Source organism: Roseovarius sp. BRH_c41 (genome assembly GCF_000961715.1).
Taxonomy (GTDB): domain Bacteria; phylum Pseudomonadota; class Alphaproteobacteria; order Rhodobacterales; family Rhodobacteraceae; genus Roseovarius.
Genome location: NZ_LADY01000065.1, coordinates 145,977 through 158,619, shown reverse-complemented (window position 1 = coordinate 158,619; position 12,643 = coordinate 145,977). Strand labels below are relative to the sequence as shown.

Genomic DNA, 12,643 nt, shown 5'->3' with positions numbered 1-12,643 from the left:
AAGCTGCCACCCAAGGAGCGCGCGCAAATGGACTACGAAACCGTCACCCCAGAGACATTCGGGGCCAGCCTGCGCGGGCTTGGTCTCAACCTGCTGGTGCGCGACGTGCTGGCCGAGTCCGCGTTTCTCACAGAGGTCTTTGACATGACGGCCCACCGGCTCAGCACGGATTTCGCAATCATGATCTATGGCGATCAGGTGATGCAACTGCATGCCGATCATACCTATGCCGCCAATCCGATCCTTGGCCTTGTGCCCGAGCGTCCGCCGCGCGGGGCCGGGGCGTCCTTGCACCTTTTCGACAGCGATCCCGACACTGCTGCCGCCCGCGCCGACGGTGCAGGCGGCATGATCCTGCAACCGCCCACCAACAAACCCCACGGGCTGCGCGAATGCTGCATCCTGTGCCCCAATGGCTATGCGTGGGTCGCCTCCCGGCCCCTGACCGCGACTGAAAGGACAACCCTATGAACGTGACCAGCCTGAAACCGAACATGGATCACTGGCAAGAGCGCGTGGATCTCGCCGCCGCCTTCCGCTGGACCGCACGCCTCAATATGCACGAGGCGGTGGCCAATCACTTCAGTCTCTCGATCAATGACGACGGCACCCGGTTCCTGATGAACCCCAACCAGATGCATTTCGCCCGTATCCGCGCGAGCGACCTCATCGTTGTGGATGCCAATGACCCCGAAACGCTGGAGGGGCCGAACGCGCCTGATCCCACCGCTTGGGGCCTGCATGGCGGGCTGCACCGGCACTGCGCCCATGCCCGCTGCGCCATGCATGTGCATTCCATCCATGCCACTGTTCTCGCCAGCCTCGCTGACAGCCGTCTGCCGCCCATCGACCAGAACTGCGCCACTTTCTACAACCGGCATGTGGTGGATGAGGGCTATGGCGGGCTTGCGTTCGAGGATGAGGGCGTGCGCTGTGCCCGGCTCCTGATTGACCCAAGGAACAAGGTGCTGATCATGGGCAATCACGGCGTCATGGTGATCGGTGACAGTGTCGCCGACACGTTCAATCGCCTCTATTATTTCGAGCGCGCCGCCGAAACCTATATCCGTGCCCTGCAAACCGGGCGGCCCCTGCGGGTGCTTTCGGACGCGGTCGCGGAAAAGACAGCTCAGGAACTCGATGATTATCCCGGACAGGCCGATCGGCATCTGACGGAATTAAAGGCCATTCTGGATGCCGAAGGCTCGGATTACGCGCATTGAACCATCTCAGAACAACCTGACAGACCCCGTCGGTTCGACACCGTGCAGAAACCGCGCGGGGGGCAGGTTCTGACCTGATCGGGGCTTTGACCCCACGCGATCATGAGGCGCCTTCTTCCGCGCGCCTCATGACGTGGGACAAACGCCGGCCCTGGACAAGATCACGCCGACCGCAGCCCCGTTTCCACCAGCAGCCCCTTGCGCTTGGCCTCGTAATAATACCCCCGCGCGTACCACATGATCGCGGCATCGGGGTTGCCATCCGCCACAATATAGGCCCCGCGCAGATACTTGACCCCATACTTCAGATTGGTCTCGGCCTCGAGCAACTCGGATGCAGGCCCCCTGTGCCCCATGCCCCGCGCGGTCTGTGGCAGGATCTGCAACAACCCGTAATAGGGCCCGTTGCGCGCGCCGGGACGATGCGTGCTCTCGCGGATCGCCAGCCGATGCACCAAACTGCGCGGCACCTGATAATGATCGGCATAAGTGTTGATCAACCGTCGCAACTCGGGCGTTTCATTCGGGTAAAGCGGCGGATCGAACGGGGTGTTCCGAGTGGATACCTCCGAGTCGGACGCGGCGCAGGCGGCCAGCGGTGCGATAGCGATGAGACCCAGAACAAGACGGCGACTGATAAAAGACATGGCGGCTCCTGAAAAAACGCTGCGCGCAAGATGCCCGCATCCACCTTTTCGCGCCAGAGCGCATTTCTGGCACCGGCGAAACACCGCCGCCTTGCCAATCTCCACGGCCCGCGCCATGTAAAGGGTTATGACCCAAGCGCTTCTTTCCTTTGGCCACGGCTTTTCCGCCCGCGCCCTCGCCGCCCGACTTGTGCCGCAGGGGTGGGCTATCATCGGCACCACCCGCAGTGCCGACAAGGCCGAAGTTTTGCGCCATGAGGGCATCACGCCCGCGCTTTGGCCCGAGGACGATCTTTCGCCCGTGCTGGCCTCGGTGACGCATCTCTTGATTTCCGCCGGACCGGACGCGGCAGGCGATCCGGTTCTGGCACGCTACCACGATGCGATTGCGCAGGCTGCGCCCCGGCTCGACTGGGTGGGCTATCTCTCGACCACCGGGGTTTACGGCGATCATGCCGGCGGTTGGGTGGATGAGGAAACCCCGCTCACCCCCTCGACCAGACGCGGCCAGATGCGGGTCGCGGCCGAGGCGGCATGGCAGGCCATTCCCGGTCTGCCGCTGCATATCTTTCGCCTTGCGGGCATCTATGGCCCCGGTCGCGGCCCGTTCGAAAAGGTGCGCCAAGGCACGGCGCGGCGGATCGTCAAACCCGGTCAGGTCTTTAGCCGCATCCATGTGGAGGATATCGCGCAGGTGCTCGAGGCCTCGATCAACCGGCCCAATCCGGGCGCGGTCTATAACCTCTGCGATGATGACCCCGCCCCGCCGCAGGATGTCATCGGCCATGCCGCCGAATTGCTGGGCCTGCCCTTGCCCGAAGAGGTGGCGTTTGACGAGGCCGAGATGACGCCGATGGCGCGGTCGTTCTATGCGGAGTCAAAACGCGTCTCGAACCGCCGGATCAAAGAGGAGTTGGGGATAGAGCTCATTTACCCCGATTACCGATCCGGGTTGCAGGCGCTCTTGGCGGCTGGGGATTAACGGAATACTCAGCCCTTGGGCACGATCCGGTTGACATGGCCCATCTTGCGGCCCGCCTTGACTTCGGCCTTGCCATAGAGATGCAGCGAGACGCCGGGCGCACGCGACAAGTCGGGCACGCGGTCCATATCGGCCCCAATCAGGTTTTCCATCACCACATCGGCATAGCGGGTGCCATCGCCCAAGGGCCAGCCCGCCACGGCGCGGATATGCTGCTCGAACTGGTCGATGGCGCAGCCCTGTTGCGTCCAATGGCCGGAATTATGCACACGCGGCGCGATTTCATTGACGATCAGCCCCTTGGGCGTCACGAAAAGCTCGACCCCCATCACCCCCACATATTTCAGGCTGTTGAGAATCTTGGCCGCCAAGAGCACCGCATCGGTGCGCTGCGCCGCCGTCAGGCGCGCGGGCACCGTGGTGGTGCGCAGGATACCGCCCTCATGCACATTCTCGCCGGGATCGTAACAGGCGACGTCGCCCGCGCTGTTGCGCGCGGCAATTACAGAGACCTCGTGTGAAAAGTCGATAAACCCCTCATAAATCGCCGCTTGTCCGCCCATATCGGCCAAGGCTTGCTCGGCATCTGCGGCGGACATGATCCGCGCCTGCCCTTTGCCGTCATAGCCGAAACGCCGGGTCTTGAGAATCGCGGGCAGGCCGATTTCGTGCATCGCCTCGGCCATGTCCACGGCATCGTCCACGGCCGCAAACGGGGCGGTCATCAGCCCCAGATCGCTCAGAAACGACTTTTCCAACAGCCGGTCCTGACTGACCCTGAGCGCGCGGCGGTCGGGGTGCACAGGGCGCATGCCCTCCAGCACATCGAGGGCTGCGGTGGGGATATTCTCAAACTCATAGGTGATCACATCGACCGCCTCGGCAAACCGCCGCAGCGCATCTTCGTCAGAATACTCGGCCTGAATATGGCGATGCGCCACATGGCTTGCGGGGCAATCGCCACCCGGCTCAAAGATCACGGTCCGGAACCCCAGTCGCGCAGCGGCGACCGAGAGCATGCGCCCCAGTTGCCCGCCGCCCAGAATTCCGATGGTGGCACCTGTCAAAAGCATATCACTCATCGCATGGCTCATCGGGAATCGAGGCCGAAAGGGCCGCGCGCCACGCGTCAAGCCGCTGCGCGAGCTCCGCATCGGAATTGGCAAGGATCGCCGCCGCCATCAGCCCGGCATTGGCTGCACCCGCTGCCCCGATCGCCATCGTCGCCACCGGAAACCCCTTTGGCATCTGCACGATGGAATAGAGACTGTCGACGCCCGACAGCGCCCGCGTCTGCACCGGCACGCCGATCACGGGCACGCGGGTCTTTGACGCCATCATCCCCGGCAGATGCGCGGCCCCGCCCGCACCGGCGATAATCACCTGCAAGCCGCGTTCGACCGCCGTTTTGCCATACTCCCAGAGTCGATCCGGCGTGCGATGCGCCGAGACGATCTTGGTCTCGTAACGCACATCCAATTCATCCAGAATCTGCGCCGCCTCGCGCATGGTGGACCAGTCCGATTGACTGCCCATGATGATGCCGATCTTAACGCCTGCCATGAAACGCTCCCCGTCTGGAAGCGCGCACTATACTGATCACAGACCGCTACGCAATGATGTCCGGATAGAGCCGGTCCTCGATCCGCGCGATCATGTCCCGCAGCCACAGCTTCTTTTTCTTGAGCCGCTGCACCATCAACTGATCCGCCGTGCCCTTGTCCTGCAAGGCGCGGATGGCCTCATCCAAATCGCGATGCTCGCGGCGGAATTCCTCCAGCTCTACGCGCAACACATCCTCGGATTTCATTGACAGGTCGCTATAGGCATTCATGGCACGCGATTCCTCTGGGGTCGTGGAGATACAAGATACTGAATCGCACAGCTTTCGCAAAGCCCTTGCACGCATGCGGACCAAACCCCATATTTCCCATGCAGGCCGCCATAACGGGACCTGCACAATGGACGGTCGCTTAAGCTCAAGGACGTGTCGATGACAAAGCTTACTCTGGGGTCGCACCCCTATATGCTGGGGTTTGAACAGCTGGAACGGATGCTGGAACGCAGCGCGAAATCCGGGAATGAGGGCTATCCGCCCTTCAACATCGAACAGACCTCACAGAATTCATACCGCATCACGCTGGCCGTGGCCGGTTTTGCGGAAGAAAATCTCGCGATCACCGTCGAGGATCGTCAACTGGTGATCCGGGGCCGTCAGAGCGACGAGGCCGAGGATCGGCTCTATCTGCATCGCGGCATCGCAGCGCGGCAGTTCCAGCGGTCTTTCGTGCTGGCCGACGGGGTCGAAGTGGGCGAGGCGATCATGGAAAACGGCCTGTTGCATGTCGATCTGACACGCGCACAGCCAGAGCCGGTTGTGCAACGCATCAAGATAAACAAAGGGTGAGCAGTCATGGATACGAGATATGATTTCGGAGAAAACACGGATCGCGCCATCGTTTATGTGCGTCCCGTCAATGTCGACGACCTACCGCAGGATATGCGCGAACAGGTTCGCGATCTGACAAAGCTTTATGCCGTTCATAACGAAGAAGGCGAACGTCTTGCGCTAGTCGAGGGCCGTGATCTGGCGTTTCAACTGGCCCGCCAGAACAACATGGAGCCGGTGACGGTTCACTGACACCAAAGAAGGCGCAGCCATGCCCGACTATCCGTTCGACTGGGTCGATGCCTTCACCGACCGGCCCTTTGGCGGCAACGGCTGCGCCGTGGTGCATGATGCAGGCGCGCTCACGGCAGAAACCTGCATGGCCTATGTCCGGGAAACGTCCTTGGTCGAATGCACCTTCGTCGGACCATCCGATGTGGCGGACGCCCGCGTGCGCTACTTCCTCGCAAGCCGCGAAATCCCCTTTGCCGGTCATCCAACTGTTGCAACGGTGGTGTCGCTTGTGCGGCGTGGCGTGGTCATCGGGCCTCGAATGGTGCTGGAAACCGGCGCAGGTCTGATCAGCGTCGAGGTCGAAGACGGTCCTGCCCCACGCGTCACCATGACCCAGATCGCACCAGAGCTCGGGCCGGAGTTGCCACCTGACCTGATTGCCGCGGTCGGCGGGCTCGACACCGCGGACATCATTGGCAGCCCGCAACTCGTCTCCACCGGACTGCCGTTCTGCGTCACCGTGCTGCGCGATCACGCAGCGCTGCGACGCCTGCGTCTGGATGAGGGCGCACTTGCCCGGCTCGCCGCCCATCTCGGCCATGCCGACACGGACCTGATGGAGCCGTTCTGGGTCACGCTCAATGGGGCCACCCCGGCGGGCGATACCTTTTCACGCCTTCTCATTACCCCTCCCAGCCCGCCAGAGGACGCCTTTACCGGCTCTGCCACCGGCGCGATGGCGGCCTATCTCTGGCATCATGGTCTGATCGACCAGCCACGTTTCACCGCAGAACAAGGGCATTGGATGAACCGCCCCGGCCAAGCGCAGGTCGAGGTTCTAGGGCCGCCCGATGCCATCACCGGCGTTCGTGTCTCAGGGCGCGGGCGTGTGGTCATGTCCGGCACGTTCCACCTCTGACATCCCCCAAGATTGCGATCCTGCCCTCACGGCCATGCGCCCGGTCGCCGCACGCTATGCCGACATCAACTGCCGCGCGGCAGAGGCTACGCTCGCTAGCGCCTGATAGAAAAAAGGCCGCCCACACCGGGACGGCCCTTTCGATCTCAACTCAGCCATATCACCCGGCGATCAGGCCAAGGCTCTCCAGCTTGAGAATGACCTGATGGGCGCAATTGTCGACATCGACATTCTCGGTCTCGACGCGCAACTCCGGCTTCTCGGGCACGTCATAGGGATCGGAAATCCCGGTGAATTCCTTGATCTTGCCTTCACGCGCCAGCTTATAGAGACCCTTGCGGTCGCGCCGTTCGCATTCCTCAAGACTCGTGGACACATGCACCTCGATGAACGCGCCGAACTGCTCGACATCCTCGCGCACCGCGCGGCGTGTGGTGGCATAGGGCGCAATCGGCGCACAGATCGCAATACCGCCATTCTTGGTGATCTCGGATGCGACATAGCCGATACGGCGAATGTTGAGGTCGCGGTGTTCCTTGGAGAAACCCAGTTCAGAACTGAGGTTCTTCCGCACGATATCGCCATCGAGCAAGGTCACAGGACGCCCCCCCATCTCCATCAGCTTGACCATCAGAGCATTGGCAATTGTGGATTTGCCCGAGCCGGAAAAGCCGGTGAAAAACACGGTAAAGCCCTGCTTGGACCGCGGCGGACGGGTGCGGCGCAATTCGCGCACCACTTCGGGGAATGAGAACCATTCCGGAATCTCCAACCCTTCCGCCAAACGCCGGCGCAGTTCGGTGCCTGAAATGTCGAGGACCGTGGCCCCCTCCGGCACTTCGGAAATCGGGTAATACTGCGCCTTCTCCTGCACATAGACCATATGTTTGAAATCGACCATCTCGAGACCGATTTCATCCTGATACTGCTTGAACAGCTCCTGCGCGTCATAGGGACCATAGAAATCCTGCCCGGCAGAGTTCTTGCCCGGACCGGCGTGATCGCGCCCGACGATGAAATGCGTGCAGCCGTGGTTCTTGCGGATCAGGCCGTGCCAGACGGCCTCGCGCGGGCCCGCCATACGCATCGCCAGATTGAGCAGGCTCATCGTGGTGGTCGCACCCGGATATTTATCCAGCACCGCCTCGTAGCAGCGCACGCGGGTGAAATGATCCACATCGCCCGGCTTGGTCATGCCCACGACGGGATGAATCAGCAGGTTGGCCTGCGCCTCCTTGGCGGCGCGGAATGTCAGCTCTTGGTGCGCGCGGTGCAGCGGATTGCGGGTCTGGAACGCCACAACGCGCCGCCAGCCCAGCTTGCGGAACAGCGCGCGCAATTCGTTGGGCGTGTCGCGGCGCCCCCGGAAATCGTAATGCACCGGCTGCTGAATGCCGGTCACAGGCCCGCCCAGATAAATCTTGCCCGCCGTGTGATGCAGATAGTTCACTGCCGGATGCGCCAGATCATCCGCGCCGAATACTTTCTCGGCCTCGCGCGCCTTGTTGGGCGTCCAGCGGTCGGTGACGGTCATCGTCGCCAGAATAACGCCTTCCTGATCACGCAGCGCGATGTCTTGCCCGATCTCCAGCGCCTCGGCGAACTTTTCGTTCACATCGAGCGTGATCGGCATCGGCCAAAGCCCCCCATCGGCCAGCCGCATGGTCTCGACCACACCGTCGTAATCGGCTTCGCTCATGAATCCCTTGAGCGGGTTGAAACCGCCATTCATCAGCAATTCCAGATCGCAGATCTGACGCGGCGTCAGATCCCAGCTTGTCAGATTGGCCGCCTCCACCTTGAGTTTCTGCGCGCTCTCATATGAAACATAGAGCTCTGGAACGGGGGCTAGGTTTGGCTGTTGCATCGGGGGGGCCTCGGGCAAGTTACGGATTTCAACGATGTCGCGTCAGGCAACATATTGCCGCGCGGCTTAGCCCCAGATTGTGCCCGGAATCAAGGCATAGCGGCATTGCACATGCATTTGAGGCAAAAATGACGCGAAAAGGTGCCGATTGCGAATATTTGGGTTCTAATTGCATAGTTTCGGCGAACGTCCCTGACAAGTGCGTGGCCGTTTGCGGTAGATCAATCCGCGCTGTCATCGCCCGATTTAGAATGGTTCCAAACGCGCGTTTCATTCCCGCTTAGGAGCTAGTCCATGACACCTTCTCTTAAATTCCTCTTGGGCACGATTTCTGCCCTAGCTTTCGCGCAGGGCGTTGCTGCCTCGGAACTACGCGAGCGCGCGCAGGAGCTTTTCTCGCCTTTGCCGTCAACCATCCCGGCCCTGAATGACAACGTGATTACCGATGAGAAGATCGACCTCGGCAAAGCGTTGTTCTTTGATCCGCGTATGTCGGCCTCGGGCGTGTTTTCCTGCAATTCTTGTCACAACCTCGCCACGGGCGGCGATGATAATATGGAGACATCGATCGGGCATGCTTGGCAAAAAGGTCCACGCAATTCGCCGACCGTGCTGAACGCCGTGTTCAATGAGGCGCAATTCTGGGATGGCCGCGCCGCTGACCTTGCCGAACAGGCCAAAGGCCCGGTTCAGGCGGGTGTCGAAATGGCCAATACGCCAGACAACGTGGTTGCAACGCTTACGTCGATGCCGCAGTACATTGACTGGTTCACCGCCTCTTTTCCCGGTGAGCAAAGCCCTGTCAGCTTTGACAATTTCGCCAAGGCAATCGAGGCCTATGAGGCGACGTTGATCACGCCGTCACCCTTTGACGCCTTTCTGAATGGCGATGATGCGGCCCTGAATGACGACCAAACGGCTGGTCTTGCACTCTTCATGGACAAGGGCTGTTCGTCTTGCCACAACGGCATCAACCTTGGCGGAAACGGCTATTTTCCCTTTGGTCTGATCGAGAAGCCCGGCGCTGACGTGCTGCCGCCTGATGACCGTGGCCGGTTTGCCGTGACCGAAACCGCAGACGATTCCTATGTATTCCGCGCCGCACCCCTGCGCAATATCGACCAGACCGCACCCTATTTCCACTCGGGCAAGGTCTGGGATCTCAAGGTTGCGGTGCAGATCATGGGGACGTCGCAATTGGGCGAGGAAATCAACGACGCCGAGGCCGATCAGATCGTGGCCTTCCTAGGCGCATTGACCGGCAAGATGCCAGAGGTGACCTACCCGGTTCTGCCCACCGAGACGCTGACAACCCCGCGCCCAACGGGTGAAGTGCAATAAGCCAAGAAGGCGGGGGGCCAATCCGGCCTCCCGCTTTGCCCGAATGGGCGTTAGTTGATCAGCCCCGCATGGCGCATGCCATCCTCGACCAGCGCCTTCACCGGATCACTCAGCCCCACCAGGGGCGAACGGACCTCTTCACTGCACAGACCCAGCCGCGACATCGCGTATTTCACGCCCACCAGCCCCGGCTCGACAAAGATCGCGCGATGCAGCGGCATCAGACGGTCCTGCAATTCCAGCGCCTTGGCATAATCACCGGCCAGCGTCGCCTCTTGCACCTGCGCCACCAGCTTGGGCGCGACATTGGCGGTGACGGAAATCACCCCAACCCCGCCTTGGGCGTTGAACCCGTGGGCGGTCGCATCCTCGCCGGAAATCTGGATGAAATCCTTGCCGCAGGTGATCCGCTGTGCAGAAACTCGTGCCAGATCGCCTGTCGCGTCCTTGACCCCCACAATGCGCGGCAATTGCGCCAGCTTGCCCATCGTATCAGGCGCCATATCCACGACCGAGCGACCCGGAATATTGTAGATGATGATCGGCAGGTCGCAGCAATCGTGCAGCGCGGTGAAATGCGCGATCAACCCGGCTTGCGTTGGCTTGTTGTAATAGGGTGTGACGACCAATGCGGCATCCGCCCCGACCTTGTGGGCGTGCTGCATCAACCTGATTCCCTCGAGGGTGTTGTTGCTGCCTGCGCCCGCAATCACCGGAATCCGGCCCGCAGCGGCACGCACCACCTCTTCGACCACCATCTCATGTTCCTGATGGGTGAGCGTCGGGCTTTCGCCGGTCGTGCCCACCGGCACAAGGCCATGACTGCCCTCACCGATATGCCACTCCACCAGTTTCTTGAGCGTTTCCACATCCACTGCGCCGTTCTTGAACGGCGTGACCAGGGCAGGAAAAGATCCTCTGAACATGACACGCTCCTCTTGTCTGACTTGGGTGGGTTGGACCCGCTTGGATTTCGGGCCATCGGCGGGAGACCGCACATTGCAACCTGCATCGTGAATGGACGCGGGCGCGCGGGCCGCTTAGGCTGGCGTTGTCTATCCTTCGCAAAAGCAGGAAATGCAAGAGATGTTGCGCGCGCTGATCATGGTTTTGGGGCTGAGTCTGCCGGTTTCGGCGGCACATGCGACCGATGTGCCACGGCTGGCCCCGCGTCCGCTTGCCAATGCACTCGACGCCATGCAGGCGGGGCGATGGGAGGTGGCCGCGCGATTGGCCCGTCGTGACGGGGCCGCCGCTGCCGATCTGATCGAATGGCACCGCCTGCGGGCCGGGTTGGGCGACCCGCGCGCGATCCTCGATTTTCTCGACCGCAACGCCCATTGGCCCGGTCTCGATCATCTGCGTCAGCAGAGCGAAGAACCGATGACCCGTGCCGATTTTGATGACGTTCTGGCCTTCTATGACGGGTATCTGCCCCAGACCGGCACCGGCGCGCTTAACCTCGCGCATGCGCTTCAGGCGCGCGGGCGACAGGGAGAGGCCGAGATCAGCCTTGTGCTGGCCTGGCGCACGCTGGACCTGAGCCGCGCCGAACATGAGGATTTCCTGCGCGAGTTCGGCCCGCTCCTGACCCCGCATCATGAGGCCAGATTGGAGATGGCGCTCTGGCGCGGCTTGGGCGACGTGACCGATATGCTGCCTCTGGTCTCTGAACAGGCGCGCCGTTTGGCCAAACTGCGCGAAACCGTGAAACGCGACGGTGGCAAGGGTTTGACCGAGGCCGAGGCCCGCAATCCCGGTATCGCCTATGAGCTCTTTACCCGTCACCTGAGCAACGCGCCCGAGGACGCCATCGCCGTTCTCTTACGCCAGAGCCGCATCAAGGCCGGGCTGGGCGACCCCGAGCGCTGGGCCAGTTGGCGGCGCGCCTTGGCCCGCCAGAGCATGCGCGCGGGCGATGTCCAACTGGCCTATGACCTCGCGTCTGTGCATCAACTGGTCGAGGGGTCGAATTACGCCGATCTCGAATGGCTGTCGGGCTATCTGGCGCTGACCTATCTCAAGGCACCTGACCTTGCGCTCGACCATTTCCAACGCTTCCGCGCCGCCGTCGCCACGCCGATTTCGCTGGGGCGCGCAGGCTACTGGATTGGCCGCACCCAAGAGGCGCTGGGCGATCCCGAGGCGGCGCAACTGGCCTATGCCGAAGGGGCCGACTATCAGACCAGCTTTTATGGGCTATTGGCCGCTGAGGCGGGCGGATTGCCGTTTGATCTGCGCCTCGCGGGGAACGAGGCCACGCCCGACTGGCGCAGTGCTCCGTTTGCCCAAACCGACCTGCACGAAATCGGCACACTTGCCCTGCGCATGGGTGATCTGGGCCTCGCGCGGCGGTTTTTCCTGCATCTGGCGGATGCACAGGATCGCACCGGCCTCATGCAGATGGGCCATATGCTGGAAGACCTTGACCAACCGCATCTTCAGGTGATGCTGGGCAAAACAGCGGCAGAGCGTGGGGTGATCGTGGAACGCCCCTATTACGCCTTGCATCCGATGTCCCAGATGGAACTGCCAACGCCGATGGAACTGGCCCTCGCCATCGCCCGGCGCGAGAGCGAATTCAACCATGTTGTTGTCAGCGGCGCGGGCGCGCAGGGGCTGATGCAGCTCATGCCCGGCACAGCGCGCGACATGGCCCGCGATCTGGGCCTGCTCTATGTGCCCTCAGATGTGCTGAATGATTGGGTCTATAACGCGCGGCTTGGATCGGCCTATCTGGCGGGCTTGGGCGCGCGCTTTGGCGGCAATATCGTGCTGGTGTCAGTCGGCTATAACGCCGGTCCGGGCCGCGCCGCGCAATGGGTCACAGAGTATGGCGATCCGCGTGGACGCGGGACCCACGCCATCGTCGACTGGATCGAGCACATCCCCTTCCGCGAGACGCAGAACTATGTGATGCGCGTGGCCGAGAGCCTGCCCGCCTATCGCGCCCGTCTGGGCAAAGACCCGCTGCCGCGCCCGTTTTCCCAGGAACTGGCAGGCAACAGCGTGGCCCCGGTCGGAGAATAGGCCGCGCGACC

14 protein-coding genes are annotated in these 12,643 nt (G+C 62.1%); 8 read left to right on the top strand and 6 right to left on the bottom strand.

Going from position 1 to position 12,643, the window contains the following annotated elements; translation table 11 throughout:
* The first annotated feature begins 27 nt into the window (after nucleotides 1-27).
* Both VR71_RS22385 and VR71_RS22380 read left to right on the top strand, forming a co-directional pair.
* Complete coding sequence (locus VR71_RS22385) at nucleotides 28-471, top strand: glyoxalase (RefSeq protein WP_045686601.1); 444 nt, start codon at nucleotides 28-30, stop codon at nucleotides 469-471.
* On the top strand, nucleotides 468-1,223 hold the full coding sequence (locus VR71_RS22380) for a class II aldolase and adducin N-terminal domain-containing protein (RefSeq protein ID WP_045686555.1): 756 nt from the start codon (nucleotides 468-470) through the stop codon (nucleotides 1,221-1,223). Before VR71_RS22385 ends, VR71_RS22380 begins: the two co-directional genes overlap by 4 nt.
* A gap of 161 nt (nucleotides 1,224-1,384) precedes the next feature.
* On the opposite strand, the gene VR71_RS22375 is transcribed toward VR71_RS22380, so the two are convergent.
* Nucleotides 1,385-1,870: a lytic transglycosylase domain-containing protein gene (locus VR71_RS22375; RefSeq protein ID WP_045686600.1), complete on the bottom strand. Its 486-nt coding sequence runs from the start codon at nucleotides 1,868-1,870 to the stop codon at nucleotides 1,385-1,387.
* A gap of 127 nt (nucleotides 1,871-1,997) precedes the next feature.
* On the opposite strand from VR71_RS22375, the gene VR71_RS22370 reads away from it, so the two are divergent.
* Nucleotides 1,998-2,852, top strand: a complete 855-nt coding sequence (locus VR71_RS22370; RefSeq protein ID WP_045686554.1) for an SDR family oxidoreductase — start codon at nucleotides 1,998-2,000, stop codon at nucleotides 2,850-2,852.
* Between the two features lie 8 nt (nucleotides 2,853-2,860).
* Here VR71_RS22370 and VR71_RS22365 read toward each other — a convergent pair whose 3' ends face one another.
* The 3 genes from VR71_RS22365 to VR71_RS22355 are packed head-to-tail and all read right to left on the bottom strand — an operon-like array spanning nucleotide 2,861 to nucleotide 4,686.
* Nucleotides 2,861-3,934: a 5-(carboxyamino)imidazole ribonucleotide synthase gene (locus VR71_RS22365; protein WP_045686553.1), complete on the bottom strand. Its 1,074-nt coding sequence runs from the start codon at nucleotides 3,932-3,934 to the stop codon at nucleotides 2,861-2,863.
* Nucleotides 3,927-4,415, bottom strand: coding sequence for a 5-(carboxyamino)imidazole ribonucleotide mutase (gene purE, locus VR71_RS22360; RefSeq protein ID WP_045686552.1), 489 nt, complete (start codon nucleotides 4,413-4,415; stop codon nucleotides 3,927-3,929). Before purE ends, VR71_RS22365 begins: the two co-directional genes overlap by 8 nt.
* A 46-nt stretch (nucleotides 4,416-4,461) precedes the next feature.
* The gene (locus VR71_RS22355; protein WP_009817133.1) at nucleotides 4,462-4,686 is read right to left on the bottom strand and encodes a DUF465 domain-containing protein; all 225 of its coding nucleotides are present in this window, start codon (nucleotides 4,684-4,686) and stop codon (nucleotides 4,462-4,464) included.
* 159 nt (nucleotides 4,687-4,845) lie between these two features.
* On the opposite strand from VR71_RS22355, the gene VR71_RS22350 reads away from it, so the two are divergent.
* The 3 genes from VR71_RS22350 to VR71_RS22340 are packed head-to-tail and all read left to right on the top strand — an operon-like array spanning nucleotide 4,846 to nucleotide 6,394.
* A complete protein-coding gene (locus VR71_RS22350; RefSeq protein WP_040650436.1) occupies nucleotides 4,846-5,259 on the top strand; it encodes an Hsp20 family protein in 414 nt (137 codons plus the stop codon).
* A gap of 6 nt (nucleotides 5,260-5,265) precedes the next feature.
* Complete coding sequence (locus VR71_RS22345; RefSeq protein WP_009817135.1) at nucleotides 5,266-5,493, top strand: DUF1150 family protein; 228 nt, start codon at nucleotides 5,266-5,268, stop codon at nucleotides 5,491-5,493.
* A gap of 19 nt (nucleotides 5,494-5,512) precedes the next feature.
* Nucleotides 5,513-6,394, top strand: a complete 882-nt coding sequence (locus tag VR71_RS22340) for a PhzF family phenazine biosynthesis protein (RefSeq protein WP_045686551.1) — start codon at nucleotides 5,513-5,515, stop codon at nucleotides 6,392-6,394.
* Nucleotides 6,395-6,554: 160 nt separating this feature from the next.
* Here VR71_RS22340 and VR71_RS22335 read toward each other — a convergent pair whose 3' ends face one another.
* On the bottom strand, nucleotides 6,555-8,261 hold the full coding sequence (locus VR71_RS22335; protein WP_009817138.1) for a bifunctional sulfate adenylyltransferase/adenylylsulfate kinase: 1,707 nt from the start codon (nucleotides 8,259-8,261) through the stop codon (nucleotides 6,555-6,557).
* A 294-nt stretch (nucleotides 8,262-8,555) separates the two neighbouring features.
* On the opposite strand from VR71_RS22335, the gene VR71_RS22330 reads away from it, so the two are divergent.
* Nucleotides 8,556-9,602 carry a cytochrome-c peroxidase gene (locus VR71_RS22330; protein ID WP_040650437.1) on the top strand — a complete coding sequence of 349 codons (1,047 nt, stop codon included), beginning with the start codon at nucleotides 8,556-8,558 and terminating at the stop codon, nucleotides 9,600-9,602.
* Between the two features lie 50 nt (nucleotides 9,603-9,652).
* Here the strand turns inward: VR71_RS22330 and dapA are convergent, their stop codons facing one another.
* Nucleotides 9,653-10,528 carry a 4-hydroxy-tetrahydrodipicolinate synthase gene (gene dapA, locus VR71_RS22325; RefSeq protein ID WP_040650438.1) on the bottom strand — a complete coding sequence of 292 codons (876 nt, stop codon included), beginning with the start codon at nucleotides 10,526-10,528 and terminating at the stop codon, nucleotides 9,653-9,655.
* Nucleotides 10,529-10,679: 151 nt separating this feature from the next.
* Between dapA and VR71_RS22320 the strand changes: the two genes are divergently transcribed.
* Entirely contained in the window at nucleotides 10,680-12,632 is a 1,953-nt protein-coding gene (locus VR71_RS22320; RefSeq protein ID WP_045686550.1) for a lytic transglycosylase domain-containing protein, read from the top strand.
* The last annotated feature ends 11 nt before the right edge of the window (nucleotides 12,633-12,643 follow it).

Coding starts and splice junctions, on each gene's coding strand:
- VR71_RS22385 (WP_045686601.1), top strand. CDS start 28: ATGGACTACGAAACCGTCACCCCAGAGACATTCGGGGCCAGCCTGCGC.
- VR71_RS22380 (WP_045686555.1), top strand. CDS start 468: ATGAACGTGACCAGCCTGAAACCGAACATGGATCACTGGCAAGAGCGC.
- VR71_RS22375 (WP_045686600.1), bottom strand. CDS start 1,870: ATGTCTTTTATCAGTCGCCGTCTTGTTCTGGGTCTCATCGCTATCGCA.
- VR71_RS22370 (WP_045686554.1), top strand. CDS start 1,998: ATGACCCAAGCGCTTCTTTCCTTTGGCCACGGCTTTTCCGCCCGCGCC.
- VR71_RS22365 (WP_045686553.1), bottom strand. CDS start 3,934: ATGAGTGATATGCTTTTGACAGGTGCCACCATCGGAATTCTGGGCGGC.
- purE (WP_045686552.1), bottom strand. CDS start 4,415: ATGGCAGGCGTTAAGATCGGCATCATCATGGGCAGTCAATCGGACTGG.
- VR71_RS22355 (WP_009817133.1), bottom strand. CDS start 4,686: ATGAATGCCTATAGCGACCTGTCAATGAAATCCGAGGATGTGTTGCGC.
- VR71_RS22350 (WP_040650436.1), top strand. CDS start 4,846: ATGACAAAGCTTACTCTGGGGTCGCACCCCTATATGCTGGGGTTTGAA.
- VR71_RS22345 (WP_009817135.1), top strand. CDS start 5,266: ATGGATACGAGATATGATTTCGGAGAAAACACGGATCGCGCCATCGTT.
- VR71_RS22340 (WP_045686551.1), top strand. CDS start 5,513: ATGCCCGACTATCCGTTCGACTGGGTCGATGCCTTCACCGACCGGCCC.
- VR71_RS22335 (WP_009817138.1), bottom strand. CDS start 8,261: ATGCAACAGCCAAACCTAGCCCCCGTTCCAGAGCTCTATGTTTCATAT.
- VR71_RS22330 (WP_040650437.1), top strand. CDS start 8,556: ATGACACCTTCTCTTAAATTCCTCTTGGGCACGATTTCTGCCCTAGCT.
- dapA (WP_040650438.1), bottom strand. CDS start 10,528: ATGTTCAGAGGATCTTTTCCTGCCCTGGTCACGCCGTTCAAGAACGGC.
- VR71_RS22320 (WP_045686550.1), top strand. CDS start 10,680: ATGCAAGAGATGTTGCGCGCGCTGATCATGGTTTTGGGGCTGAGTCTG.